Origin of the sequence: Methylobacterium sp. Leaf361 (genome assembly GCF_001424445.1) — a bacterium.
GTDB lineage: Bacteria > Pseudomonadota > Alphaproteobacteria > Rhizobiales > Beijerinckiaceae > Methylobacterium.
Genome location: NZ_LMPY01000045.1, coordinates 352,357 through 377,679 on the forward strand (window position 1 = coordinate 352,357; position 25,323 = coordinate 377,679).

Below are 25,323 nucleotides of genomic sequence, written 5' to 3' on the forward strand. Positions count from 1 at the left end.
CTCACTCGGCCGGAGTGCCGTGGGGCGGGACGATGGCGGGCGGCGGGGCGCGCAGCGCCTTCACCCGGCGGGTGAGGCGGGGCTCGATATGCTCGCGCCAGATGCCGGCGAGGCCGTTCGGGAAGGCCAGCACCACCGCGATGAACAGGGCGCCGAGGCCGAACAGCCAGAGATCCGGAAAACTCTCGGAGAAGCTGGTCTTGGCCCAGTTGACGAGCAACGTGCCCCAGACCGCGCCGAACAGCGACAGGCGCCCGCCGACCGCGGCGTAGATCACCATCTCGATCGAGGGGACGATGCCCACGAAGGAGGGCGACATGAACCCAACCTGCAGGGTGAACATCGCGCCGCCGATCGCCGCCAACCCGGCGGCGAAGCAGAAGGCGAAGACCTTGAACCCCGCCACCGAGTAGCCGGAGAACCGGACCCGGTCCTCCTTGTCGCGCATGGCGACGAGGATGCGGCCGAGCTTCGACTTCTTCACGTACTGCGCCGCCAGGATGCAGGCGATCAGCAGGCCGCCGTTGACGAAGTACAGGATGAACTTCGCCGAGTCGGTGCGGATGTCCCAGCCGTGGAGGGTGCGCAGGTCGGTGATGCCGTTGATGCCGCCGGTATAGCCCTGCTGGCCGACGATCAGGATGGTCAGGATCGCGGCGATCGCCTGGGTGATGATGGCGAAGTAGGTGCCGCCGACCCGGCGCTTGAACATCGCGAAGGAGATCAGCATCGCGAACAGGACCGGGACTGCGACCGTCAGGATCAGCGTCAGCGGCAGGCTCTTGAACGGCTGCCAGAACCAGGGGAGGGCGGTGATCTGGTTCCAGTCCATGAAGTCCGGGATGCCGGGAGTCGACTGGATTTTCGTATTCTCGATGCTCGAAGCTTCCAGCTTCAAGTACATCGCCATGCAGTAGCCGCCCAATCCGAAAAAGACGCCCTGGCCGAGGGAGAGGATACCCGCGTAGCCCCAGCAAATCACCAGCCCGAGGGCGACGAAGGCGTAGGTGAGGTACTTGCCGACGAGGTTGAGGCGGAAGCTGTCGAGCACCAGCGGCAGGACGACCAGGATCACCCCGGCCAGGAGGAGCAGGCTCAGCCACTCCACCGGCTTCATGAACGGGTTGTCGTTGACGGTGACGGATTTGGTGAGGGTCTGGACCGGGTTCGTCATGGTCGAAAATCCTCAGCGCCGGACCTTGAGGGTGAAGAGGCCCTGCGGCCTCAGCATCAGGATGCCGACCACCGCGAGCAGGGTGATGACCTTGGCCATCGAGCCGGAGAGGAAGAACTCGAGGGTCGACTGCGTCTGGGAGATCGAGAAGGCCGACGCGATGGTGCCGAGCAGGCTCGCGGCCCCGCCGAACACGACGATCAGGAAGGTGTCGACGATGTAGAGCTGGCCGGAGGTCGGCCCGGTCGAGCCGATCATCGTGAAGGCGGAGCCGGCGATGCCCGCGATGCCGCAGCCGAGGCCGAACGTGTAGCGGTCGACCTTCTCGGTATCGATGCCGACCGCCCCCGCCATGGCGCGGTTCGACATCACGGCGCGGACCTGCTGGCCGAAGCGCGAGCGGAAGATCAGCAGCGCGACGCTGACGGTGATCAGGATGGTGACGGCCATGACGAACAGGCCGTTGATCGGGATCTCGATCGTGTCGGTGACCTGCACCGAGCCGATCAGCCAGGACGGCAGCTCGACGCCGACCTCGCGTGCGCCGAAGATCGACCGGTAGGCCTGCTGGAGGATCAGCGACAGGCCCCAGGTGGCGAGCAGCGTGTCGAGCGGGCGCTTGTAGAGGAACCGGATCAGGCCCCATTCCACCAGCATGCCCAGAGCCCCGGAGGCGAGGAACGCCAAGCCCATCGCGATGAAGAAGTAGATCGGGAACAGCGCCGGGAGGTAGGTCTGGAAGAAGGTCGAGCAGAGATAGGTGACGTAGGCGCCGAGGATCATGAACTCCCCGTGGGCCATGTTGATCACGCCCATCTGGCCGAAGATGATCGCGAGTCCCAGCGCCATCAGCAGGTAGACGGAGAACAGGATCAGGCCGGCGAAGCCCTGCATGGCGAAGATCGCGCCGAGGTCGCCGAGGGAGTAGTCGCCGAGCATGACTTGGTCTTCCGCAAAAGGAGTGCGTCTTCTGCCGACTCGTCACGGCCTCCGGGCGAACCGGGCCGTCTTTGCGAGCGGAGCGAAGCAATCCAGGGACGCGCTTCGTGCCGGGAAGTCCCGCTGCCCTGGGTCGCTTCGCTGCGCTCGCGATGACGCTGGGGAGGGTCGAATTCGCCCCTCCGAACGAGGTGACTACTGATAGCCCTTCGGGAACGGGTCGGGCTTGATCAGCTCGGGGCTGGTGTAGACGATCTCGAACTGGCCGTCGGGCTTGGCCCGGCCGACCCGCGTCTTCGACCAGAGGTGGTGGTTCTCGTCGATCTTGACGTAGCCTTCCGGCGCGCCCTTGAACTCGATCCCGGGCGAGGCCGCCACGACCTTGTCGACGTCGAACGAGCCGGCCTTCTCGCAGGCCATCTTCCACAGGAACGGGCCGAGATAGGCCGCCTGGGTCACGTCGCCGATGACCGTCTTCTCGCCCCACATCTTCTTGAACGCGGCCACAAACGCCTTGTTGTTCTCGTTCTGGATCGACTCGAAGTACTTCATGCAGGCGTAGGCCCCGGCGATGTTCTCGCCGCCGATGCCGTCGATCTCGTCCTCGGTGACCGAGATCGTCATCAGCACCTGCTTCGACAGGTCGATGCCCGCCGCCTTGAGCTGTTTGTAAAACGCCACGTTCGAGCCGCCGACCACGTCGGCGAAGATCACCTTGGGCTTGGTGAGCTTGATCTTGTTGATGACCGAGTTGAACTGCGTGTGGCCGAGGGGGAAGTACTCCTCGCCGACGACCTTGCCCTTGAGCACGTTCTCCACGTGCTTGCGGGCGATCTTGTTGGAGGTGCGCGGCCAGATGTAGTCGGAGCCGATGAAGTAGAAGCTGTCGCCGCCCTTCTCCTTGTGGACCCAGTCGAGGCCGGCGAGGATCTGCTGCGTGGCCTCCTGGCCGGTGTAGAAGACNAGAAGGTCGGATAGTACAGCAGGCCGTTGTACTGCTCGAAGACCGGCAGCACCGCCTTGCGCGAGGCCGAGGTGAAGCAGCCSAWCACGGCGGCGCAGTGGTCGTTGACGAGGAGCTTCTTGGCCTTCTCGGCGAAGGTCGGCCAGTCGGAGGCGCCGTCCTCCTGGATGATCTTGATCTTGCGGCCGAGCACGCCGCCGGCGTCGTTGATCTGCTGGATCGCCAGCTTCTCCGCTTCCTGCGCGCCCGTCTCCGAGATCGCCATCGTGCCGGTTACCGAGTGCAGGATGCCGACCGTCACCTCGCTGTCGGTAACCGCGAGGCCCGTGGTGTTGACCGCCGCGGTCGGCGGCGCCGCCCAGGCGGTGCGCGGCAACAGCGCCAGCGCCGGGGCGCCGGCCAATCCCATGAGCAGCCTGCGCCGCAGCGGGGAGCGCAAGCCGTGATCGGCGCCGGTCTCGGTGTCGTCTGCCATGTGCCTGACCCTGTTCGCGTCCGGGCCTTGAGAGGCGGCCCGGATCGACGAGCGCAGGCTAGGTCCTGGGTTGCAGTGCGGCCTATACGCGATTTTGCGTATGGCCGTGGTCTTGCATGCGCCGCACCATCGCGGCGGAATACTTTGAGGTCGGGGTGGCTGAGAGCGCGAATAGTGGGAGCACCGCTCCGGTGCCCGGTCTTTCGCGCGCGCGCGCGTCGCGCGGCCGCCCGTGCGCGACGCTGCCCGGGCACGACGGGCTGATCGTCCCGGCCGGGGCCCGATGAGCGGTCCGCAGCGCATCATCCCCATCCGCCGGGACTACAACCGCTTCGTCGCCGACGAGACGCTGGAGGATTACGCCCTCCGCTTCACCGCTAAGAAGGCGCGGCGCTGGTCGAGCCTCGAGGTGGCGCAGACGGCCCTCGGCTCGATCTCTTTCCTCGCGCTGGAGGCGATCGGCGGGACGCTGGCGCTCACAGCGGGATTTCCCAACACGGTGGCGGCCGTGCTGGTCGTCGGCCTGATCATCTTCGCCACGGCGGCGCCGATCACGGTCTACGCCGCCCGCTACGGCGTCGACATGGACCTGCTCACCCGGGGCGCCGGCTTCGGCTATCTCGGCTCGACCGTCACCTCGCTGATCTACGCGAGCTTCACCTTCCTGTTCTTCGCCATCGAGGCGGCGATCATGGCGCTGGCGCTGCAGCTCTGCTTCGGGCTGCCGCTCGGCGTCGGCTACCTGCTCTGCGCCGGGGCGGTGATTCCCCTCGTCGTCTACGGGATCCGGCTGATCAGCCGGTTCCAGATCTGGACGCAGCCGATCTGGATCGGGTTGAGCCTGCTGCCGCTGATCTTCGTGGCGGCGCAGGGCGCGGGGCCGCTGCGGGCGCTCGCCGGCTACCCGGGCCTCGACGGCGCCGGGGGCGGCTTCGACCTCGCGCGCTTCGGTCTCGCCACCGGGGTCCTGCTGGCGCTGCTCGCCCAGGTCGGCGAGCAGGTCGACTTCCTGCGCTTCGTGCCGGAGCCGCGGGGCCCGCGCGACCGCCGCTGGTGGCTCGCCGTCCTCTCGGGCGGCGCTGGCTGGATCCTGCCCGGGATGCTGAAGATCCTGCTCGGCGCCGCGCTGGCGGTCCTTGCGCTGGGGCACGGCGTCCCCGCCGAGCACGCCGCCGAGCCGACCCGCATGTACGCGGTGGCCTTCGGCTACCTGACGGGGGAGGGGAGCCGGGCGGCGCTGCTGCTCACCGGGCTGTTCGTCCTCGTGTCGCAGCTCAAGATCAACCTGACCAACGCCTATGCCGGCTCGATCGCGTGGTCGAACTTCTTCTCGCGCCTGACCCACAGCCATCCGGGACGGGTGGTCTGGCTCGTGTTCAACGTCGCCATCGCGGTGCTCCTGATGGAGCTCGGCATCGACAAGACCATCGAGAGCACCCTGCCACTCTACGCCTCCGTGGTCTCGGCCTGGGTCGGCGCGCTCGCCGCCGACCTCGCGGTCAACAAGCCGCTCGGACTCTCGCCCCCGGGCATCGAGTTCAAGCGCGCCCATCTCTACGCGGTGAATCCCGTGGGGACCGGCGCCATGGCGCTATCCCTCGCGGCCGGGGGCGCGGCCTATGTCGGCTGGCTCGGCGCGACCCTGCAGCCCTTCGCGCCATTGCTGACCCTGGCGATCGCGTTCTGCGCCGCGCCGGCGATCGCCTGGGCGACGGCGGGGCGCTGGTACCTGGCGCGGGTCCCGAAGCGGGATTGGGGCGCGGCCGAGGTGGTCTGCCGGGTCTGCGAATTGCCCTTCGAGGGCGAGGACATGGCCCATTGCCCGGCCTACGACGCCCCGATCTGCTCCCTCTGCTGCTCGCTCGACGCCCGCTGCGGTGACCTGTGCAAGCCCCACGGGCGCCTGGAGGTGCAGGCGCAGGCCGCCGTCGCGCGGATCCTGCCGGGCCGCACCGCTGCCTGGATCGGCGCGCCACTGGGCCGCTACCTCGCGGTGATGCTGACGCTCTGCGCGGTGATCGGCCTGATCCTCGGCATCGTGCACGCGGGCGCGACGATCGCCCACCCGGAGAATCGCGAGTTCCTGCGCACGGCGCTGACCAGCGTGTTCTTCACCCTGGTGGTGATCCTCGGCGTCGTGGCGTGGCTGTTCGTGCTCGCCCAGGAGAGCCGGCGCGTCGCCCAGGCCGAGACGATGCGCCAGACCGCGCTCTACCAGGCCGAGATCGCCGCCCATAAGGTCACCGACGCCAAGTTGCAGGAGGCCAAGGAGCGGGCCGAGGCCGCCAACCAGGCCAAGAGCCGCTACGTGGTCGGGATCAGCCACGAGCTGCGAACGCCGCTCTCCACGGTGCTCGGCTACGCCCAGCTGCTCGAATCCGACCCCGCGATCCCGGCCCACCGCGTCAACGGCCTGCGGGTGATCCGGCGCAGCGCCCAGCACCTGTCGGGCCTGATCGACGGCCTCCTCGACATCTCGCGCATGGAGGCCGGGCGCCTCCAGATCCACCGCGACGAGGTCCGGCTGACCGACTTCCTCGACCAGCTGGTCGACATGGTCCGCCTCCAGGCGCGGGAGGCCGGACTGGAGTTCCGGTTCTCAAGGCCCGAGATCCTGCCGGCGGTGGTCGCCACCGACGAGAAGCGCCTGCGGCAGGTGCTGCTCAATCTCCTGTCGAACGCCATCAAGTTCACGGAAGCCGGCACCGTCTCGCTGGACCTCAGCTACCGGAGCCAGATCGCGGTGTTCACGATCCGCGACACCGGGCCGGGCATCCCGGAGGCGGACCTCGCGCGGATCTTCGAGCCGTTCGAGCGCGGCTCGACCCCGGGCGCCCGCAGCACGCCGGGGACCGGGCTCGGGCTCACCATCGCCAACCTGCTGGCGCAGCTGCTGGGCGGTGAGATCACCGTCACCGCCGCCCCCGGCGGCGGCACGCAGGCGCGGCTGCGCCTGATGCTGGCCTCCGTGGCCCAGCCCGCGCCGATCGCCCCGGCCGCGCCGGCCGCACCCCCGGAGCGGGCCTACGCGGGCGCGCGCCGCACCGTTCTGGTCGCCGACGACGACAGCGCTCACCGCGCGCTGATGCGGGCGATCCTGGAGCCGCAGGGCATCTCCGTGCGGGAGGCCGGCTCCGGATCCGAGTGCCTCGCGACGGTCGCGCAGGGCGGCATCGACCTGATCCTCCTCGACATCGCGATGCCCGGGATGAGCGGCTGGGCGGCGGCGGCGGCCCTGCGGCAGGCCGGGCATACCGGCCCGATCGCCATGATGTCCGCCAACGTCCACGAGATCAGCCCGACCCGGGGCGACGACGCCCCGCACGACGCGATCTTCGCCAAGCCCTTCGACCTGCGCGACGTGATGGAGCGGATCGGCAAGCTCCTGCACCTCGAATGGACCGAGGGCGCCGCGCCGGGGCGGTCCGGGGCGGCCGCGGCCGCGGCGGACGTCCCGGGGCCGGGGCCCGAGCATGTCGGCGAGCTCCTGCGCCTCGGCCGGATCGGGCATATCCGCGCCATAGAGGCCAAGCTGACCCAGATGGAGCAGGACGCGACCGTGCCGCCCGCTTTCGTCGCCCGGATGCGCGGGCTCGTCGAGGGATACGACCTTCGCCGCTACCTCGCGGTCCTGCAGGAACTCGCCCGCCATGACTGAGGCGCCGAAGGTCCAGCCGCACCGGGACATCGTCCTGGTGATCGACGATTCGCCCGACACGCTGAGCTTCCTCACCGAGGCGATCGAGCGGTCCGGCGCCACCGTGCTGGTCGCGGTCGGCGGCGACCTCGCCCTGACCCTGGTGGACGAGATCACCCCCGACGTGATCCTCCTCGACGCGGTGATGCCGGGCCTCGACGGGTTCGAGACCTGCCGGCGGCTCAAGGCCAAGCCGCAGCTCGCCGGCGTGCCGGTGATCTTCATGACCGGGCTGAGCGAGACCGAGCACATCGTGAAGGGGCTCTCCGCCGGCGGGATCGACTACGTCACGAAGCCCATCGCCCCCGACGAGATCCTGGCCCGGATCCGCGTGCATCTCGCGAGCGCCCGCGCCGCGCAGAGCGCCCGGACCGCCCTCGACACGGCCGGGCGGACCCTGTTCGCGGTCGCCGAGGACGGCACGATCCTGTGGTCGACCCCGCAGGCCGGACGCCTGCTCGCCGGGCTCGGCGCGGTACCTTCCGGCGCCCCCGCGCTGCCCGCAGGCGCCCGCGAGTGGCTGCGCGGTTGCCTCGCCGGCGCCGCCCAGCCCCTCGCGCTGACCGATCGCGACGGCGTCGCCTACGCCCTGAGCTTCATCGGCCGCACCCCGGACGAGATCCTGCTCCGCCTGTCGCGCGACGCGCTGTCGGCGGGGGTCGAGCGGCTGCGGGTGCGCCTGCCGGTCACCGGACGCGAGGCGGAGGTCCTCCTCTGGCTGTCCCGGGGCAAGTCGAGCCGCGACATCGGCGAGATCCTCGGGCTCAGCCACCGGACCGTGACGAAGCACCTCGAGAGCATCTACGCGAAGCTCGGCGTGGAGAACCGCACGGCCGCCTCGATCATCGCGGCGCGGCACCTGCAGGATTGAGCCCGCGCGGAAGCCGGTCGGCAGGGTTGCGCCGGCCGCGGATCCCCAAGCTTGTCCACAGGCGTCGATCCTCGGCGAAACGCCTTGGTAAGCCCCGCCGCCCCACGGTCCCGGCTCAGCCCGACAAGCCGAGTCCGGATGCGATGATGACCAGCCAGCAGCTCGCCGACGAACTGAAGCGGATCGCCACCACCCAGGTCAGCGACATCACGCGGGCGGTGAAGGAAGGCCAGAAGTCGATCGCCCTCAACGAGGTGCGGGACATGGCGCGGCGCCTCGGCCTGCTCGCGGACGCCTTCGATCCGAAATCCGCGGCCGAGAGATCCGAGGCCGACAGCGCGAGCGTCGCCGAAGCGGTCGACGACGCCCAGGCCGCCTGACACCCGTTGCCGGCGGCGCCCCGCCGGTCCCCTCCCAGGAGCGCTCCATGGTCCGCGCGCACTTCACCATCCGCCTCGGCAACGCCTCGCTCCCGGCCTCGGCGGCCCAGTGGGTCGAGGATGTCGAGGCCGCCCGGTCGACCGCGCGCACGATCGTGCAGGGGCTGATGCGTCAGCACGGCGGCGACCCGCGCCTCATGGAGGCCGCGATGGTGATCACCGACGACGACGGCGCCGTGCTGCTCGAGATGTCCTTCTTCGACACGCTGTACCTGCCGGTCGAGCCGGTGCCCGACGCCGACCGGCGCCGGCCACGCGCGCCCCGCGGGGCCGCGCCGCGGGGACTGACGGCCGCCCTCGGCCCGGTCCGGCGCCTCGCCGGCGCGCTGGGCATGCGCGCGCAGCCGCAGCCGCGACCGCTGCCCGGGCGCTGAGACGCTTCAGCCGTAGAGATCGCTGACCACGAAGCCCCGCGGCGCGAGGCGCTCGGCCAGCACGCGCCGGTGGCAGCCGGCCGGATCGCGCTCGAAGCAGAGCAGGCAGATCGGCGACGCCTCGGCGAGCGCGGCGAGTTCGTCGAGCGCCGCGATCCCGGCAGCGGTGTCCAGCACTTCCTCGCAGTAGATCCGGCGCATTAGCGCCGCGTCCCCGGCCCGCGCCGCCTGCCGGCCGGATTTCGGGGTGCCGAGGCTGCGCAGATGCGCGTAGCCGAGCCCGGCCTCGCGCAGGGAGGTGCCGAGCGCGCCCTTCGAGAAGCCGCGCTTGCGCGAGTTCGCCACCGCCCGGACATCCGCCAGCACCGCGACCCCGGCCGAGCGCAGGACGCCGACGAGGCGCTCCGAGTCGAGGCCTTCGTAGCCTATGGTAAAGAGTTGCTTACTCACGGTGCCCCGTCCGGACTCGCGTTGCGGGACCGCGACTTAGCCGTATGCAGCCCTGTGAACCAGCCGGGGATCGACGCCGTATGTCGCGGGGATGCAACGCGTCCCGGAATTCCGCCGCAATGATCGCAAAGCTCCGTTAACCGCGCCAGGGCCATCGAATACGCCTGTCTGTGGCGCATCTTCGGTGGCGGGCTAAACACTGATGTCGCGGATCTACACGCCTTCGCGGTCACCGATCGAAGATCTCGCTCGGGGCCTGATCAGTCGCCTCAAGCCGGCCCGGCGTCTCGCCGGGCGCTTCGCCGCCGCCGCGATCCTGGCCGGCCTCGCCGCCTGCGCGTCGAACAACGACTTCTATCCGACGAAGGGCGACGCCAAGCCCCATCCGGGCGTGGCCAAGGCCAAGCTTCACCCGATCCAGGGCATCGATATCTCGAAGTGGCAGGGCAACGTCGACTGGGCCTCGGTCCGCGCCGCCGGCACCCAGTTCGCCTTCATCAAGGCCACCGAGGGCGGCGACCACGTCGACGAGCGCTTCCGGACCAACTGGGACGGCGCGGCCCGGGCCGGCGTGCCGCGCGGGGCCTACCACTTCGTGTTCTGGTGCCGCTCCGCCCGGGAGCAGATGGACTGGTTCAAGAAGAACGTCCCCAACGACCCCACCGCCCTGCCGCCGGTCCTCGACGTCGAGTGGAACGGCCACTCGCAGACCTGCCCGAAGAAGCTGCCCAAGGCCCAGGCCCTGGCGATGGTCACCGAGATGCTGGAGGAGATGGAGCGCTACACCGGCAAGCGCCCGATCATCTACACCGACATCACGTTCCACAAGGACGTCCTGGAGGGCGAGCTCCCCGATTACCCGCACTGGCTGCGCTCCACCGCGGCCGAGCCGGAGCAGCGCTTCGTCAACCGCAAGTGGATGCTGTGGCAGTTCACGTCCACGGGCCGGGTTCCGGGCGTGCGCGGCGACGTCGACCGCAACGCCTTCTACGGCACCCCGTCCGAATGGGCCTCGTTCCTGACGACCGACTGCGACCCGCGCGAGCACAAGCGGCTCTCCGAGCAGGGGCTCTGCACGGACAAGTAGATGAAAGGCGTCGGCGAAACCTAGGTTAGTTCAAGGACGTAGAGCGCGGGGTATGGCTGACGGGCCCGCGCACCGGCGGGCGAGCCCGAGAGGATCCTGACGGGAGACTCTCCTCCCGCACCTCTCCGTCCCCCATGCCGATCGACTCTGCCGCCTCCACCGGCAACCTGCTCCTCGACGCGCTGCCGGGTTCGGATCGCGCCCTGATCGCCCCCCACCTGGAGCCGGTGACCTTCGCCAAGGGGGATACGGCGCTGGCGGCGGGCGCCGCGGCGAGCCACGTCATCTTCCCCCGCGACCAGACCGTCGTGGCGCTGATCGTCGCCACGCGGGACGGCCGGACGGCCGAGATCGCGAGCGTCGGGCACGAGGGCGCGATCGGCGGGATCATCGGCGAGGGGCGGCTGCCGCCCGCGGTCAGCGGGCTGGCGCAGATCGGCGGGGCGGCTTTGCGCCTCGACGCGGCGCGGCTCCGGCAGGCCGAGCTCGAGTCATCGACGCTCCGCGACCTGTTCGCGCGCTACGCCGACTGCTTCCTGGCTCAGCTGTTCCAGATCGCGGCCTGCAACGCCCTGCACCCGATCGAGCAGCGCTGCCTGCGCTGGCTGCTGTCGCTGCAGGACCGGACGGGCGGCGACACCCTCCCGATCACGCACGAGGTCCTGGCCTCCATGCTGGGGGTTCAGCGGACCTACCTCACGCGGATCCTGCGGGTGCTGCAGGAGCAGGGCCTCATCCGGGTCGGCCGCGGGCGCATCACGATCCTCGACCGCCGGGCGGTCTCGAACGCCGCCTGCGAATGCCACGCCCGCGTGCGGATGCAGTGCGAGGCGGTGCTCGGCGCGGTCTTCCGGGCCGAGGAGCCCAGCCGGACCGAGCCGGTCGAGACGCTGTCGCGCGCCGGGTGAGGGACCGGCCCGCGATCCGTCGACCACGTCAGGCAACGACCGGCACGCAGACCGGCGCCGCGAGGCCCGGCACCGGCGCCACCACCACGTCGATCCCGTAGATCAGCCGCAGCAATTCCGGCGTGACCGTCGCGGCGGCGGGCCCGTCGGCGACGAGGCGGCCCGCGTGCAGGGCGATGAGGCGGTCGGCGCAGAGCAGGGTGTGCCCGGGATCGTGCGTCGAGAACAGCACGGCGATGCCGGCCTGGGCGAGGCGGCGGACCTGCCCGAGGACGCGGGCCTGGTTGCCGAAATCGAGGCTCGCGGTCGGCTCGTCCATGACGAGGAGCCGCGGCTCGCCGCTGAGCGCCCGCGCGATCAGCGCGAGCTGGCGCTCGCCGCCGCTGATCTCGGTGTAGACCTGATCGGCGAGATGCCCGATCCCGAGCGCGGCCAGCGCCCGCTCGGCGGCCGCGACGTCCGACGGCCCGGGGGCGGCGAACGGGCCGAGCCGGCTCGCCCGGCCCATCACGACGACCTCGCGCACCGTGAACGGGAAGTACGCCGCGTGCGCCTGCGGCACGGCGGCGATGGTGCGGGCGACGGCTTTCCGCGACAGGCGCGACAGGTCGGTGCCGTCGAGGATCACCCGCCCGGCGCGGGCGGGCAGCAGGCCGAGCAGCGTCTGGAACAGCGTGGTCTTGCCGCCGCCGTTCGGCCCGACGAGGCACAGCACCTCGCCGGCGGCGAGGTCGAACGACACGTCGTGGCCGACGATCCGGCTGCCGTAGCCGAAGGCGAGGTCCCGGACCCGGAGCAGCATCAGCTGAAGCCCCGGCGCCCGGACGCCAGCAGCCAGAGGAAGAACGGCGCCCCGACAAGGGCTGTCAGGATGCCGAGGGGTACCTCGACGGTGCCCAGATTGCGGGCGATCAGGTCGACCAGCACGAGGTAGCCCGCCCCGAGGACCAGCGAGGCGGGCAGCAGGCGGCGGTAGTCCGGCCCGACCAGCAGCCGGGCGACGTGCGGCACGATCAGCCCGATCCAGCCGATGACCCCGGTCATCGCCACGGCCGCCGCCGTGATCAGGGTCGCGCCGGCGATCAGGACGGGGCGCAGCACCCGCGTCTCCACGCCGAGGGCCCGCGCCTCCGCGTCGCCGAGGCTCATCAGGTTCATGCGCCAGCGCAGCAGCACCAGCGGCACGAGGCCGAGAAGCAGCATCGGCAGGGTGGCGGCGACGTCGCCGAGGGTGACCGAGGACAGGCTGCCGAGGAGCCAGAAGGTGATCGCCGGCAGCTGGTTGTAGGGATCGGCCAGCACCTTGAGGAGCGAGATGCCCGCCCCGAGCACCGCGCCGACCGCGACCCCGGCGAGGACCAGCGTCAGGACCGGGTCGTGCCGCCGCACGGCGAGGCCGACGCCGTACACCGCCGCGACAGCGCCGAGCCCGCCCAGGAAGGCCAGGGCCTGGATCGGTGCCACCGGCAGGCCGAGATAGATCCCCAGCACGGCGCCGAGCCCGGCGCCGGCTGAGACGCCGAGGATGTCGGGCGAGACCAGCGGGTTGCGGAACAGGCCCTGGTAGGTCGCCCCCGCGGCCGACAGGGCCGCGCCGACGACCAGCGCGGCGATCACCCGGGGCAGGCGCACCTGCATCACGACCGTCTCCGCCGTCGCCGGAACCCGGAGGGGCAGCCCGAGCAGGCGGTGGCCGAGGATCGCGGCGAGGTCGGCGGGCGCGACCGGGTACTTGCCGACCGCCAGCGCCACGGCGGTCAGCGTCAGCAGGGCGAGCCCGGCCAGCAGCGCCGCGGGCAGGCGGAGGCGGCTGCGCGCCCGGATCGTCTCGGCGGCGGCCGGGACGCGATTCACCGCGCCGGGCCCGGGGACGCGCCCGGTGGCGTCGGGGCGAGGAGGGCGTCGGCCTGACCGGCATCGAGGTCGACATGGTAGAAGCGGCCGTAGAAGGCGCGCACCACCTCGGGCATCGGTTGCGGGAACAGGTCCGGATGAAGTCGGGCCGCCAGCCAGCGCAGGCCGATCAGCCGGTTGACCCCCGGCGGGGCGTCGAACCACGGGAAAGGCTGGAGCGGCGCCACGTAGACCCGCCCGGTCTGCACGGCCCGGACGTCCCGCCACAGCGGGTCGGCGCGCAGCCCGGCCGCGAAGGCCGGGTCGAGGGTGACGATCACGTCGGGGTTCCAGGCGAGCACCTGCTCGGGCGAGACGTTGCCGAGGCGGCCGCCCCCGTCCTGCGCGACGTTGCGGCCGCCGGCGGCCTCGACCAGCTCGGTGTTGATCGAGCCGGCGAACCCCGTCTCCAGCCCGCGCGGCCCGCGCGCGTAGTAGACCCGCGGCCGCTTGTCCTCCGGGACCGTCGCGACGGCGCGGTCCACCGTGTCGGCGAGGCTCTGGGCCTCCGCCGCCAGGGCGTCCGCGTCGGACTGACGGCCCAGGGCCGCGCCGAGCTGCCGATACGCCTCCGGGGTCTTCGCGAAGCTGCCGTCGAGCAGGATGTAGGGGATCCCGGTCTGCGCCTGGACCCGGTCGGCGAGCGAAGCGTAGGTCGGCCCGAGGCTGCCCGAATCCACGATCAGGTCCGGTTTGGCGGCCAGCACCGCCTCGACGTTCGCCGTGCCGCCGCGCCCGGTCAGGCGGCCGTAGGCGGGGAGGGCCCGGGTCCGGGGCGCGAGGAAGGGCAGCGCCTCGGGATGCGGGGCGCTCACCCAGCCGGCCATGAGGTCGGGCGCCAGCGTGTAGAGGAGCACCGCGGCCGGCGGTCCCGCGGCGAGCACCCGCCCGACCCGTTCGGGGAGTTCGACCGTGCGGCCGGCCGCGTCCGTGAACGGGCGCGCCGCCGCCCCGCTGGACGCCGCCAGCAGCAGGATCAGCGCCGCGGTGAGGGCGCGGCGGCGCGCGGGTCGCGGCGCCATCAGGCGGATTTCCGCTCCAGGATCTCGATCAGCGCCCCGTCGGGGCCCTCTACGAAGGCGATCCGCAGGCCGGGGCCGCGCTCCGTGACGCCAGTCCGCACGGGCACGCCCCGGGCGGTGAGATCGGCCATCGCGGCCTCGATGTCGGCGACGCGCAGCCCGAAATGCTCGATCCCGAGGCAGGGCGTGGCGGTCGCCGGCGCGATCTCGTCCGGGGCCTGCTCGATGAAGACGGCGAGGCCGCCGAGGTCGAGCACGACGCGCTGCACCGGGTCCGCGCCGACGCGCTTCACCTCCCGGGCCCCGAAGGTCTCGACGTAGAAGGATGCGGCCGCGACAGCGTCGCGGCTGCGCAGGTGGAGGTGGTCGCAGGCGTAGTGCATCGGCTCTCCGGTTTCAGTTGATTCAGACGGGCGCGGCCCTCGGCCCGGAGGCGCCGTTTTGCGCCGTGTCCGACGATAGGGCCGGCGCGGAGCCGCGGCGAGATCGGCCGCTTGACGTTCGGCCCGAACCCGCAGACTTTCGCCGCCAGAACCGTTGCAGGGATGCAACATCCATCCCACATCCCGGTTGCGAACCCACATCGCACAGCCAACCGCACAGCCAAGAGATCCATGCGCAATCCCTACGACGTGCTGGGCGTGGCCAAGGGGGCGAGCGAGGCCGAGATCAAGAAGGCCTATCGCAAGCTCGCCAAGGACTTCCACCCCGATCGCAACAAGAACGACGCCAAGGCCAAGGACCGGTTCGCCGAGGCGAATTCGGCCTACGAGATCCTGGGCGATTCCGAGAAGCGCAAGCAGTTCGACCGCGGCGAGATCGACGCCGAGGGCAAGCCGCGCGCGACCGGCTTCGAGGGGTTCGGCGGCTTCGGCGGCGGGCGCGGGGGCAATTTCGATTTCGAGAACATGGCGCGCGCGCAGCGCGGCGGCGGTGGCGGGATGGGCGAGGATATCTTCTCGCACATTTTCGGGGAGGCCTTCCGCGCCGGCGGGGCCGGTCCGGGCGGCCAGCGCCAGGCGGCCAGGGGCGAGGATGTCGCCGCGGAGCTGCTGGTGACGCTGGAGCAGGTCGCCAGCGAGGAGAAGCTGCGCCTCGCCCTGCCCACGGGCCGTGAGGTCGACGTCGTGATTCCCCGCGGCGTGGTCGACGGCCAGACCATCCGGCTTCGCGGCCTCGGCCAGAGTGGCGGCCTCCGGGCCGAGCCGGGCGACGCCCTCCTCACCATCCGGATCCGGCCGCACCCGCGCTTCACCGTCGAGGGGGCCGACCTGCGCACCAGCGTCGACGTTCCGCTGGAGGATGCCGTGCTCGGCGGCACGATCCGCGTGCCGACGCTCACCGGCGCCGTCGAGATGAAGATCCCGGCGATGACGAGTTCCGGCCGCACCTTCCGCCTGCGCGGCAAGGGGCTTCCGAAGAAGGACGGCACCCGCGGCGACCTGTTCGCCACGACGGCGATCGTCCTGCCGGAGGGCGAGGACGCGGCACTGACCGAATTCGCCCGCGGCCGCCGGGCGGCCAACGCGGCCTGACGCGCCGGCGTAGCCACCGGGGCGCGCATGAAGGTGCTCGGCGGCGTCCCGGACTTCCGTCGCCGGGCCGCCTCCGCTAAGGAGGCCCCCCGGCCCCGAGAGGGGTCGCGCGGCTTCGGGATCGATCATGGCGGAACACGGGCAGGGCCTTCTGGCGGGCAAGCGGGGGATCGTCCTCGGGGTCGCCAACAACCGCTCGATCGCCTGGGGCATCGCCCGCAGCGCCCGCGCCCACGGGGCCGAACTGGCCTTCACCTACCAGGGCGACGCCCTGCGCAAGCGTGTCGAGCCCCTGGCCAAGGAACTCGACGCCCACGTGATCGGGCACTGCGACGTCACTGAGGCGGCCACGATCGACGCGGTCTTCGCGGAGGCCGCCAGGGTCTTCCCGGACGGCATCGACTTCGTCGTCCACTGCGTCGCCTTCTCCGACAAGGACGAACTGACCGGCCGCTACATCGAGACCTCCGAGGACAATTTCACCAAGTCGCTTTTGGTCTCCTGCTACTCGTTCACCGCCGTGGCCCAGCGCGCCGAGAAGATCATGCGCCCGGGCGGCTCGCTGGTGACGCTGACCTATTACGGCGCCGAGAAGTGGATGCCCCACTACAACGTGATGGGCGTCGCCAAGGCGGCCCTGGAGGCGTCGGTGCGCTACCTCGCGGCCGATCTCGGCCCGAAGAACATCCGGGTCAACGCCATCTCGGCCGGCCCGATCAAGACCCTCGCGGCCTCCGGGATCGGCGATTTCCGCTACATCCTGAAGTGGAACGAGTACAACGCGCCCCTGCGTCGGACCGTGACGATCGGGGAGGTCGGGGAGACCGCGTCCTACCTCGTCTCCGACATGGCGGCCGGCATGACCGGCGAGATCCTCCACGTGGATGCCGGCTACCACGTCGTCGGCATGAAGAATCCCGAGGCGCCGGATCTCACCCTCGACAAGGACTGAGACGGGTCGGTCGTCGCGGCGGCCCGGACCTGAGGCGTGAGCGGCCCGGCGTGGCTCACGCGTCCTCCGCCTCGTCGAACTCTCCCGAGAGCGTGAGCCCGTCGATCCAGGTCTCGCCGTCGCGCTTGATGACGGTGCGCGGCCGGACCTTCCCGTGCTCCGCGATGCCGGCCGCCAGCCGCTCCGAGTGCGTGACGAGCCAGACCTGCGTGCGCTCCGCGGCCCGCGCGATCAGCCGCGCCAGCGGATCCATGAGATCGGGATGCAGGCTGGTTTCGGGCTCGTTCAGCGCGATGAACGGCGGAAGCCGGTAGCCGAGCAGCGCGCCGGCCAGGGCGAGGTAGCGCAGGGTGCCGTCCGACAGTTCCGGCGGATCGAAGGTCCGGCCCGGGAAGTCGGGGAAGCGCAGGCCGAAGCGCGCGTGACGGCCCGGCTCCGGCAGCACGAGCGCCGCGCCCGGGAAGGCGCCGTCGACGGCCTCGTCGATCTCGGTCGTGTCCTCCCGGATATGCGCCAGGGTGGCGAAGACGGCGGCGAGGTCCGCGCCGTCGGACGCGAGGGTCGGCGTCGTCACCGCGAGGCAGGGCCGGCGCAGGGGCGACTCGGCGTCCGTCCGGAAATCGTGGTGGAAGCGCCACCCCGCCAGAGCGAGGCGGACCACGGCGATCTCGGGATGGCCGGTGGCGTCGAGGAGGCTGCCGAGGGCGGTCTCGGTCGGCAGCAGGTCACCGTCGAGGGTGCGCTTGCGGCCCTCCGCGTCCCGGACGAAGCCGCTCCGTCCGTCGCGATCGAGGATCACGGCCGCGCGGCCGCGGGTGCGGACCGTCAGGCGCTCGGCCTTGACCTGCGGCTCCTTCCGGAAGGCGGCACCGAAGGTCGTCCCGCCGACCTGCTGCACCAGCCCGATCTCGACGGCGTAGACGAATTCCTGCCCGATCGTGTCGTGGCGCAGGGTGGCCGACAGGCGGATCCGTGCGGCCTCGCCCTGCCGCCGGCGGCCGGCCCAGAGGGCGGAGTCCATGCCGCCCTCGGCGGCGAGGTCGCGGGTGAGGGTGCCCCGGGCGGCGGCCTGCAGCAGCTCCAGGGCCCGGTAGAGGTTGGTCTTGCCGGTGCCGTTGCCGCCGACGAAGACCGACAGCGCGTCGACCGGGAAGCCGATCCGCCGCAGCGAGCGGTAGCCCGAGACCGCGACCTCTCGAACCACCAGCATCCCGGATTCTCCCGCGTCAGTCGGGGACCGTCAGATCCGCGATGCCTTTGGCGGCCTCGGGGAATCGCGGGTCCATGGCCTCCAGCGTATCCGCTACGGTCCGGGCAATCACGTAGTTGCGGAACCACTTGTGGTTGGCCGGCACCACCAGCCAGGGCGCCTCGGGCGTCGAGCAGCGGCCGAGGGCGTCCGCGAAGGCCTGCTGGTAGGCGTCCCAGGATTTCCGCTCGACCAGGTCGGCCGGGTCGAACTTCCAGTGCTTCTCGGGGTCGGCGATCCGGGCCTCCAGGCGTCGCTTCTGCTCCGCCTTGGAGATGTGCAGGAAGAACTTCACGACCGTCGTGCCCGACTCGGTGAGCAGGCGCTCGAAATCGTTTATCCGGCCGTAGCGGCTCTGCCAGACCGCGTCCGGCACGAGGCCTTTCACCCGCACGACGAGCACGTCCTCGTAGTGGCTGCGGTTGAACACACCGATCATGCCGCGCCCCGGCACCCGGGCGTGGTAGCGCCACAGGAAGTCGTGATCGAGCTCCTCGCTCGAGGGCACCTTGAACGAGGCCACCGCGCAGCCCTGGGGGTTCACCCCCTTGAGCACCGACCGGATCGTGCCGTCCTTGCCGCCCGTGTCGATCGCCTGGAACACCAGCAGGAGGCTCCGGGCGCGCTCCGCGTAGAGGCGCTCCTGGAGGGCGACGATGCGCGCCCGCTCCTGGGCGAGGGCGTCCTTGGCCCAGTCCTTGTCGAGACCGCCGACGTCGTCGGGATCGACCGTGCCGAGATCGAAGGGCGCCGCCGGTTCGACCGCCACGATGCCGGGCGCCGGGCGGATCGGTACGGGCCCGTGCCGGCCGAGCGCCGCCGGGACGGATTCGGCCACGCTGTCGACGCTGCCGGCCCAGCGGGCCGTCGACGGGCGGTGATCCACGGTGGCGCCATGCAGATCAGCCTCACCTGTCATGCCGTCACCGCGTTTGTGGCCGCGATGATGCTTGCCGTGCTTCTTGGACATGGGGCAGGACCTAGTTCCGGATATTGCCGACCGCCGGCGAGAACGGCCGGTAGTCCAGGCTGTTCCGGACGCCTGTGCAGGACGGGGTTGAGACGGTTGGGTACGATCTACTTCATCCGGCACGGCCAGACCGCCTGGAACGCCGAGGGGCGCCTCCAGGGCGGGCGCGACACCGACCTCAATGCCCAGGGGGAGGCACAGGCCGCGGCCGTGGCAGAGCGCCTCGCCGCCGCGGCGGGGCCGGCCCTGGCAGAGGCCGATTTCGTCGCGAGCCCGCTCAAGCGCACCCGGCGCACCATGGAGATCCTGCGGGGAGCCCTCGGCCTGCCGCCCGAGGCGTACCGCGTCGACCCGCGCCTGCGGGAGATCGGTTTCGGCAGCTGGGAAGGCTCCACCTGGGCGGAGATCCGCCGCCGCGACCCGGCCGGGGCCGCCGGCCGCGACCGGGACCGCTGGCACTACCGCCCGCCCGGCCTCGGCGCGGAGAGCTATGCCGGCCTCGTCGAGCGCGTCGGGCCGATGATCGCGGGGCTGGAGCGGGACACGGTCATCGTCGCCCATGGCGGCGTCGCGCGGGCCGCGCTGGTCGCCCTCGGCCACCTCGACGTCTACGCGGCGCCCCGCCTGGGCATCCGCCAGGGCGAGGTCCTGATCCTCGAGCCCGGTGGCTGGCGCTGGGCTTGATCCCGTGCGCCGGCGCAGTGCAAAGCCGCCTCGATAACGGCATGATCGGCAGGCTATAGGGCGGCGGCCAGGACAGGCGCCGGCCCGAGCGGGCGGCCAGCGGAGCAGCGGATGAGCGACGTCGCCGAGAAGACCCGGCCCGGACCGACGGCCGGGGAGCCCGCGCCTCTCGGAGCCGCGGCGGCGATCCTGCGCGGCGACCACCGGCCCGACCTCATCCGCGACGAGGTCCTGGCCGAGATCTTCCTGCACGCGGCCGAGACCCGGCCCGATCATCCCTGCCTGGTCGACGGCGCCGGCGTCGGCGCCGGGGGCGTCCACCCGCACCTGACCTACGCGGAGGTCGCCGCCCGGGCCGGCCGGATCGCCGCCGGCCTCGCCCATCGCGGCATCGGGCCGGGTGACATCGTCGGCCTCTGGATGGCCCGTGGCCCGGACCTCCTCGTGGCGCAGATCGGCATCACGATGGCGGGCGCGGCCTGGCTGCCCTTCGACGCCGAGGCGCCGGCGGACCGGGTGGGCGTGTGCCTCGCCGACGCGGGCGCGAAGGCGCTGCTGGTCTCCCCGGCGCTCGCCGCGGCGGCGCCCGACGCCGCCCCGGCCCTGACGCCCGCCGATCTCGACTCCGGGACGCCCGCCGGCGCGCCGCTGCCCGATCCGCGCGCGGCCGGGCTGACGCCCGAGCACCCCGCCTACCTGATCTACACCTCGGGCTCGACCGGCGTGCCCAAGGGCATCGTCATCAGCCACGCCAACATCTGCCACTTCCTGCGGTCCGGGAACGCCCTCTACGGGATGCGCGCCGACGACGTGGTCTTCCAGGGCGCCTCGGTGGCCTTCGATCTCTCGATGGAGGAGATCTGGGTGCCGTATCTCGTGGGCGCGACCCTGTTCGTGGCGAGCCCCGCCATGATGGGCGACCTGGAATCGCTCCCCGGCATCTTGGAGGCCGAGGGGATCACGGTGCTCGACACCGTCCCGACGCTCCTGGCGATGATCTCCGGCGACCTGCCGCGGGTGCGCCTCGTCCTGCTCGGCGGCGAGGCGCTGCCCGAGCCGCTGATCGCCCGCTGGGCGACCGGCGGCCGCCAACTGTTCAACACCTACGGCCCGACGGAGGCCACCGTGGTGGCCACCGCGGCCGAGATGCGGCCCGGCGAGCCGGTGACCATCGGCGGCCCGATCCCGAACTACTCCGTCTACGTCGCCGGCGAGGATCTGACCCTGCTCGGCCGAGACCAGCAGGGCGAGCTGCTGATCGGCGGTCCCGGCGTGGCGCGGGGCTACCTCGCCCGTCCCGAGCTGACGGCGGAGAAGTTCATCGCTAACCCGTTCGCGTCGGACGGGACCGACCCGGTGCTCTACCGCTCGGGCGACGCGGTCTCCCTCGACGCCGCCGGCCGGATCGTGTTCCACGGCCGGATCGACGACCAGGTGAAGATCCGCGGCTTCCGCGTGGAACTCGGCGAGATCGAGTCCCGGATCCGAGCGGTGCCCGACGTCAACCAAGCCGCCGTCGTGCTGCGGAACGACGACGGCGTCGACCGCCTCGTCGCCTTCCTGATCCCGGAGCGCGGCCGGTCCATCGACGCCGCCGCCCTCCGCCGGACCCTCGCCGGGCAGATGCCGCCCTACATGGTGCCCGGCCATTTCGAGGTGGCCGAGACTTTGCCCCGGCTCACGTCCGGCAAGGTCGACCGCAAGGCGCTCAAGGTCGCCCCGCTCACGGTGGTCGCCGCCGACGGCGAGCAGGAGACGCCCGCCAACGAGACCGAGGCGGCCCTGGTCGCCGCGGCCAAGCAGATCTTCGGCAACCAGCCGATCGTCCTCGAGGGCGACTTCTTCGCCGATCTCGGCGGCCATTCGCTGCTCGCCGCGCGCTTCGTCTCGGCGGTGCGCGAGAACCCGCCGCTGGCCGGGATCACGCTGCCGGACGTCTACGCCCTGCGCACCGTGCGGGCGATGGCCGACGCGCTCATCGCCCGGACGGGCGGCATGGGCGCCGGGGCCGCGACCCGCGACCTGAGCTTCGCGCCGCCGCCGCTGCTGCGCCGGGCGCTGTGCGGCCTCGGGCAGCTCGTCGCGCTGCCCTTCGTGATCGCGCTGGCCACCGCGCAGTGGCTCGGCATGTTCGTGACCTACCTGCTGCTCACCGGCGGAGGCCTGAGCTTCTTCGCCGAACTCGGCGTGCTGCTCCTCGTCTACGTGGCGATCAACGGCGTGACCGCGGTCGCGGCGGTCGCCGGCAAGTGGCTGATCCTCGGCCGGACCAGGCCGGGCCGGTACCCGCTCTGGGGCACCTACTATTATCGCTGGTGGCTCGCGCAGCGGCTGGCGCCCCTCGTCCACGTGAAGTGGCTCCAGGGCTCGCCCGCGATCGCCGTCTACCTCCGGCTGATGGGTGCGAAGGTCGGACGCGACACGCTCATCTCCGACATCGAGATCGGCGCGGCCGACCTCCTGACCATCGGGGACGGCGCGTCCCTGGGCGGCCGCCTCGTCATCGCCAACGCGGAGATCGTCGGCAACGAGCTGGTCATCGGCAGGGTCGAGATCGGCGCGGACGCGGCGGTGGGCACCTCCTGCGTGATCAGCCACGACGCGGTGATCGGGCCGCAGGCGGAGATCGCCGACCTCACCACGATCCCCACGGGCTCGCGGGTGGGCGCGGCCGAGCGGTGGGACGGCTCGCCCGGCCGCAAGGTCGGGATGGCCGACCCCACGGAGCTGCCCGAACCCGCCGAGGCCTCCTTCGCGCGCCGCGCGGCGTTCATGGCGGCCTACGTGGTGCTGCTCGGCGCGATCCCCGCGGTGGGTCTGCTGCCGATCTTCCCGGCCTTCTTCATCTTCGACCAGATCTCGGACTCGCTCTCCGACATCACCGACATCGACTACCACTGGTACCTGCCGATCCTCACCTGGCCGACCGCCATGCTGATGACCGCCGGCACGGTGCTGCTGATCGCCGGCATCCGCTGGGTGGTGCTGCCGCGGACCCGCTCCGGCACCTACTCGGTCCACTCGCTGTTCTACCTGCGGAAATGGTCGCTGGCGCTCGCCGTCGAGGTCACCCTGGAGACGCTCTCGTCGCTGTTCGCGACCGTCTACATGCGGGCCTGGTACCGGCTGATGGGCGCCAATATGGGCCACGGCGCCGAGATCTCGACCAACCTCGCGGGCCGCTACGACCTCGCCGAGGTCGGCGCGAAGAACTTCATCGCCGACGAAGTGGTGTACGGCGAAGAGGAGATCCGGCGCGGCTGGATGCACCTCGAGCCGGTGCGCACCGGTGCCCGGGTCTTCGTCGGCAACGATGCCGTGGTGCCGCCGGGCGCCGTCATCCCCGACGACGTGCTCATCGGCATCAAGTCGAAGCCGCCCGAGAACGCCGCGATGAGCCCCGGCGAGACGTGGTTCGGCTCGCCGCCGATCCGGCTGCCGGCCCGCCAGAAGGTCGATCTCGGCTCGACCGCCCAGACCTACGAGCCCGGCGCGTGGCCGAAGATCCGGCGCGGCGTCTTCGAGGCCTTCGCGACCTCGTTCTCGCCGATGCTCTACATCACCCTCGCGATCACGGCGATCGACTGGTACTTCTACCCGGCCATCCTGGAGCAGGACTGGTGGGGTCTGGCTTACAGCTTCGTCGGTGCGAGCGTCGCCATCGCGCTGATCCAGTCCTCGGCGGTCATCGCGATGAAGTGGCTGCTGATGGGCGTCTACAAGCCCGGCATGCAGCCGATGTGGTCGTGGTGGGCGATGCGCACCGAGGCGATCGCGGTGGCCTACTGGGGGCTCGCCGGCAAGGTGCTGCTCGAGCACCTCCAGGGCACGCCCTTCCTGCCCTGGGTGCTCCGGCTGTTCGGCGTGAAGGTCGGCAAGGGCGTCTGCATGCTCACCACCGACATCACCGAGTTCGACTGCGTCACCATCGGCGACTACGCCACCATCAACCGCGTCTCGGCACTGCAGACGCACCTCTACGAGGACCGGATCATGAAGATCGGCCGCGTCGTCGTCGGGCGCGGTGTCTCGGTGGGTGCGTTCTCGACCGTGCTCTACGACACCAAGGTGGGCGATTTCGCCCGGCTGCGCCCGCTCACCATCGTCATGAAGGGCGAGTCGATCCCCGCCAACACCGAGTGGGAGGGCGCGCCCGCGGTCCCGGTAATCCACCGCGCCTGACGGGCGGGTCGCACCGCGCGTGCCGGCCCCGGCGTCCCGGGACCGTGCGGGGGCGGGCCCGCGCCGAGGTCAGAGTCGGCGCCTCTGCGGCACTCAGCACGAGAGACCCGGCAGGCTCCGGGACGAATATGCCGGTGTACTAGCACCCTCGTCCCGGTTGGTCGTTCTAATCTAGCTTACAGTGGCTTCCGGCAAGATAGAGCGATATACTCCGCCGGCTCGTATCGTTGCTCGGCCGTAGTGCGGCGCGACGCGGGGGCGGCTAACGTCCGGGTCGAGGATAGACAGGCGTCCGTGCAACTCGATCCCGCCACCCTGCTGGTCGTCAGCGCGGCGACGACCTTCCTGGTCGGCACGCTCTTCATGGCCTCGTGGCGGCAGGCGCCCGAATCCCGGGTGCTTGCCTACTGGGGCGCGGCGCATCTCGTGGGCGCGGCCGGATCGGCCGGCCTCGCGCTGCGCAACCAGATCCCCGACCTGATCTCGGTGGGCTTGGCCAATGCCGTGGTGCTCGCCGCCTACGGCCTCATCTGGAGCGGCGTCCGCTCCTTCGAGCATCGGGAGCCGCGGGTGGGCATCGCCATGGCCGGCGCCCTCGGCTGGTGCGTCCTGTGCCTGATCCCGACCTTCTACGCGTCGATCGAGGCCCGCATCATCTACGCCTCGGGGACCGCGGCGCTCTATTGCTGCGCCGCGGCCGCGGAGATCTGGCGCGGTCGCGCCGAGCGGCTCGCCTCGCGGATCGCCGCCGCCACCATCCTGGGACTGCACGGCAGCTTCTACATCGTGCGGATCCCCGCGACGCTGGTGGCGCCCCCGCAGCCGGGTCTCAGCCCGCTCGCGTCGCCCTGGGTGGCGATCCTGTGCTTCGTCACCCTGATGTTCTCGATCGCCTCGGCCTTCACCTTCATGGCGCTGGTCAAGGAGCGGGCGGAGCGGGAGCAGCGCATCGCCGCCTCCACCGACGCGCTGACGGGCGTGCGCAACCGCCGGGCCTTCGCCGGGGCCGCCGCGGACGCGATGGCGCGGCACGGCGACGCCGCCCTGCTGCTGTTCGACCTCGACCGGTTCAAGGCCGTCAACGACCGCTTCGGCCACGGGGTCGGCGACGCGGTCCTCGTCGGCTTCTGCACCATGGCGTCGACCCTGCTGCCGCGGGAGGCCCTGCTGGGCCGCCTCGGCGGTGAGGAGTTCGCGTGCCTCCTGCCGGACGTCTCGCCCGCCGAGGCCCTGGCCCGGGCCGAGGAGCTGCGCCAGACCTTCGCGCAACTCGCGGTTCCCGAGCTTCCGGCCCTGCGCGTCAGCGTCAGTATCGGTATCGCGCAGGCGCGCCCCGGCATCGCGTTCGACCTGCTGATGCAGCGGGCCGACGCCGCGCTCTACGCCGCCAAGAATGGCGGACGGGACCGGATCTCCGTGGCCGATCCGGTCGCCACCCGCGCGGCCTGAGGCCCTGC

Annotated in this window: 21 protein-coding genes and 1 pseudogene; 11 read left to right on the forward strand and 11 right to left on the reverse strand. The window is 71.5% G+C overall.

The features are described from left to right. Nucleotide 1 precedes the first annotated feature (1 nt). From urtC to ASG32_RS35375, 4 genes and pseudogenes are all read right to left on the reverse strand, one after another. Complete coding sequence (gene urtC, locus ASG32_RS25435; protein ID WP_056531870.1) at nt 2–1,174, reverse strand: urea ABC transporter permease subunit UrtC; 1,173 nt, start codon at nt 1,172–1,174, stop codon at nt 2–4. A 12-nt stretch (nt 1,175–1,186) separates the two neighbouring features. After that, complete coding sequence (gene urtB / locus ASG32_RS25440) at nt 1,187–2,113, reverse strand: urea ABC transporter permease subunit UrtB (RefSeq protein ID WP_012322399.1); 927 nt, start codon at nt 2,111–2,113, stop codon at nt 1,187–1,189. A 195-nt stretch (nt 2,114–2,308) separates the two neighbouring features. Then, a partial coding sequence (locus tag ASG32_RS35370; protein WP_244492188.1) for a transporter substrate-binding protein occupies nt 2,309–3,076 on the reverse strand: 768 nt, incomplete at its 5' end. A 1-nt stretch (nt 3,077) separates the two neighbouring features. After that, nucleotides 3,078–3,552: pseudogene (locus ASG32_RS35375) on the reverse strand (transporter substrate-binding protein); the annotation flags it as partial. Between the two features lie 283 nt (nt 3,553–3,835). Here ASG32_RS35375 and ASG32_RS25450 point away from each other — a divergent pair. The 4 genes from ASG32_RS25450 (at nt 3,836) to ASG32_RS25465 (ending at nt 8,934) form a co-directional block, all read left to right on the forward strand. After that, nucleotides 3,836–7,210, forward strand: a complete 3,375-nt coding sequence (locus tag ASG32_RS25450; RefSeq protein ID WP_056531872.1) for an ATP-binding protein — start codon at nt 3,836–3,838, stop codon at nt 7,208–7,210. Further along, a complete protein-coding gene (locus tag ASG32_RS25455; RefSeq protein ID WP_056531874.1) occupies nt 7,203–8,120 on the forward strand; it encodes a DNA-binding response regulator in 918 nt (305 codons plus the stop codon). The genes ASG32_RS25450 and ASG32_RS25455 overlap by 8 nt, the downstream gene beginning before the upstream one ends. 143 nt (nt 8,121–8,263) lie before the next feature. Beyond that, nucleotides 8,264–8,500, forward strand: coding sequence for a hypothetical protein (locus ASG32_RS25460; protein WP_082558045.1), 237 nt, complete (start codon nt 8,264–8,266; stop codon nt 8,498–8,500). Between the two features lie 47 nt (nt 8,501–8,547). Further along, nucleotides 8,548–8,934: a hypothetical protein gene (locus ASG32_RS25465; RefSeq protein ID WP_056531876.1), complete on the forward strand. Its 387-nt coding sequence runs from the start codon at nt 8,548–8,550 to the stop codon at nt 8,932–8,934. A 6-nt stretch (nt 8,935–8,940) separates the two neighbouring features. On the opposite strand, the gene ASG32_RS25470 is transcribed toward ASG32_RS25465, so the two are convergent. Further along, nucleotides 8,941–9,384 (reverse strand): DUF488 domain-containing protein, encoded by a 444-nt coding sequence (locus ASG32_RS25470; protein ID WP_020092959.1) that lies wholly within the window; start codon nt 9,382–9,384, stop codon nt 8,941–8,943. Between the two features lie 202 nt (nt 9,385–9,586). Between ASG32_RS25470 and ASG32_RS25475 the strand changes: the two genes are divergently transcribed. Beyond that, a complete protein-coding gene (locus ASG32_RS25475) occupies nt 9,587–10,471 on the forward strand; it encodes a GH25 family lysozyme (protein WP_020092958.1) in 885 nt (294 codons plus the stop codon). A gap of 134 nt (nt 10,472–10,605) precedes the next feature. Further along, nucleotides 10,606–11,379: a Crp/Fnr family transcriptional regulator gene (locus tag ASG32_RS25480; protein ID WP_056531878.1), complete on the forward strand. Its 774-nt coding sequence runs from the start codon at nt 10,606–10,608 to the stop codon at nt 11,377–11,379. A 28-nt stretch (nt 11,380–11,407) separates the two neighbouring features. Here ASG32_RS25480 and ASG32_RS25485 read toward each other — a convergent pair whose 3' ends face one another. Genes ASG32_RS25485 through ASG32_RS25500 form a run of 4 tightly spaced genes read right to left on the reverse strand, consistent with a single transcriptional unit; the run spans nt 11,408 to nt 14,677 of the window. Continuing rightward, nucleotides 11,408–12,181 carry an ABC transporter ATP-binding protein gene (locus ASG32_RS25485; RefSeq protein WP_056531880.1) on the reverse strand — a complete coding sequence of 258 codons (774 nt, stop codon included), beginning with the start codon at nt 12,179–12,181 and terminating at the stop codon, nt 11,408–11,410. Next, complete coding sequence (locus ASG32_RS25490) at nt 12,181–13,233, reverse strand: iron ABC transporter permease (protein ID WP_056531882.1); 1,053 nt, start codon at nt 13,231–13,233, stop codon at nt 12,181–12,183. Before ASG32_RS25490 ends, ASG32_RS25485 begins: the two co-directional genes overlap by 1 nt. Continuing rightward, nucleotides 13,230–14,294 carry an iron ABC transporter substrate-binding protein gene (locus ASG32_RS25495; protein WP_056531884.1) on the reverse strand — a complete coding sequence of 355 codons (1,065 nt, stop codon included), beginning with the start codon at nt 14,292–14,294 and terminating at the stop codon, nt 13,230–13,232. Before ASG32_RS25495 ends, ASG32_RS25490 begins: the two co-directional genes overlap by 4 nt. Beyond that, complete coding sequence (locus ASG32_RS25500; RefSeq protein WP_056531886.1) at nt 14,294–14,677, reverse strand: VOC family protein; 384 nt, start codon at nt 14,675–14,677, stop codon at nt 14,294–14,296. The genes ASG32_RS25495 and ASG32_RS25500 overlap by 1 nt, the downstream gene beginning before the upstream one ends. Before the next feature lie 231 nt (nt 14,678–14,908). Between ASG32_RS25500 and ASG32_RS25505 the strand changes: the two genes are divergently transcribed. Together ASG32_RS25505 and fabI are read left to right on the forward strand one after the other, a co-directional pair. After that, on the forward strand, nt 14,909–15,829 hold the full coding sequence (locus tag ASG32_RS25505) for a J domain-containing protein (protein WP_056531888.1): 921 nt from the start codon (nt 14,909–14,911) through the stop codon (nt 15,827–15,829). Between the two features lie 127 nt (nt 15,830–15,956). Then, a complete protein-coding gene (gene fabI, locus ASG32_RS25510; RefSeq protein ID WP_020092951.1) occupies nt 15,957–16,781 on the forward strand; it encodes an enoyl-ACP reductase FabI in 825 nt (274 codons plus the stop codon). A 55-nt stretch (nt 16,782–16,836) separates the two neighbouring features. Here fabI and ASG32_RS25515 read toward each other — a convergent pair whose 3' ends face one another. Then, the gene (locus tag ASG32_RS25515; protein ID WP_056531890.1) at nt 16,837–17,991 is read right to left on the reverse strand and encodes an AAA family ATPase; all 1,155 of its coding nucleotides are present in this window, start codon (nt 17,989–17,991) and stop codon (nt 16,837–16,839) included. Between the two features lie 16 nt (nt 17,992–18,007). Continuing rightward, a complete protein-coding gene (locus ASG32_RS25520) occupies nt 18,008–19,000 on the reverse strand; it encodes a polyphosphate kinase 2 family protein (RefSeq protein WP_056531892.1) in 993 nt (330 codons plus the stop codon). 96 nt (nt 19,001–19,096) lie between these two features. Here ASG32_RS25520 and ASG32_RS25525 point away from each other — a divergent pair, with 96 nt between their 5' ends. The 3 genes from ASG32_RS25525 (at nt 19,097) to ASG32_RS25535 (ending at nt 25,315) form a co-directional block, all read left to right on the forward strand. Continuing rightward, nucleotides 19,097–19,684, forward strand: a complete 588-nt coding sequence (locus ASG32_RS25525; RefSeq protein WP_020092948.1) for a histidine phosphatase family protein — start codon at nt 19,097–19,099, stop codon at nt 19,682–19,684. A 111-nt stretch (nt 19,685–19,795) separates the two neighbouring features. Next, entirely contained in the window at nt 19,796–23,866 is a 4,071-nt protein-coding gene (locus tag ASG32_RS25530) for a Pls/PosA family non-ribosomal peptide synthetase (RefSeq protein WP_056531894.1), read from the forward strand. A 294-nt stretch (nt 23,867–24,160) separates the two neighbouring features. Next, entirely contained in the window at nt 24,161–25,315 is a 1,155-nt protein-coding gene (locus ASG32_RS25535; protein ID WP_056531896.1) for a GGDEF domain-containing protein, read from the forward strand. The last annotated feature ends 8 nt before the right edge of the window (nt 25,316–25,323 follow it).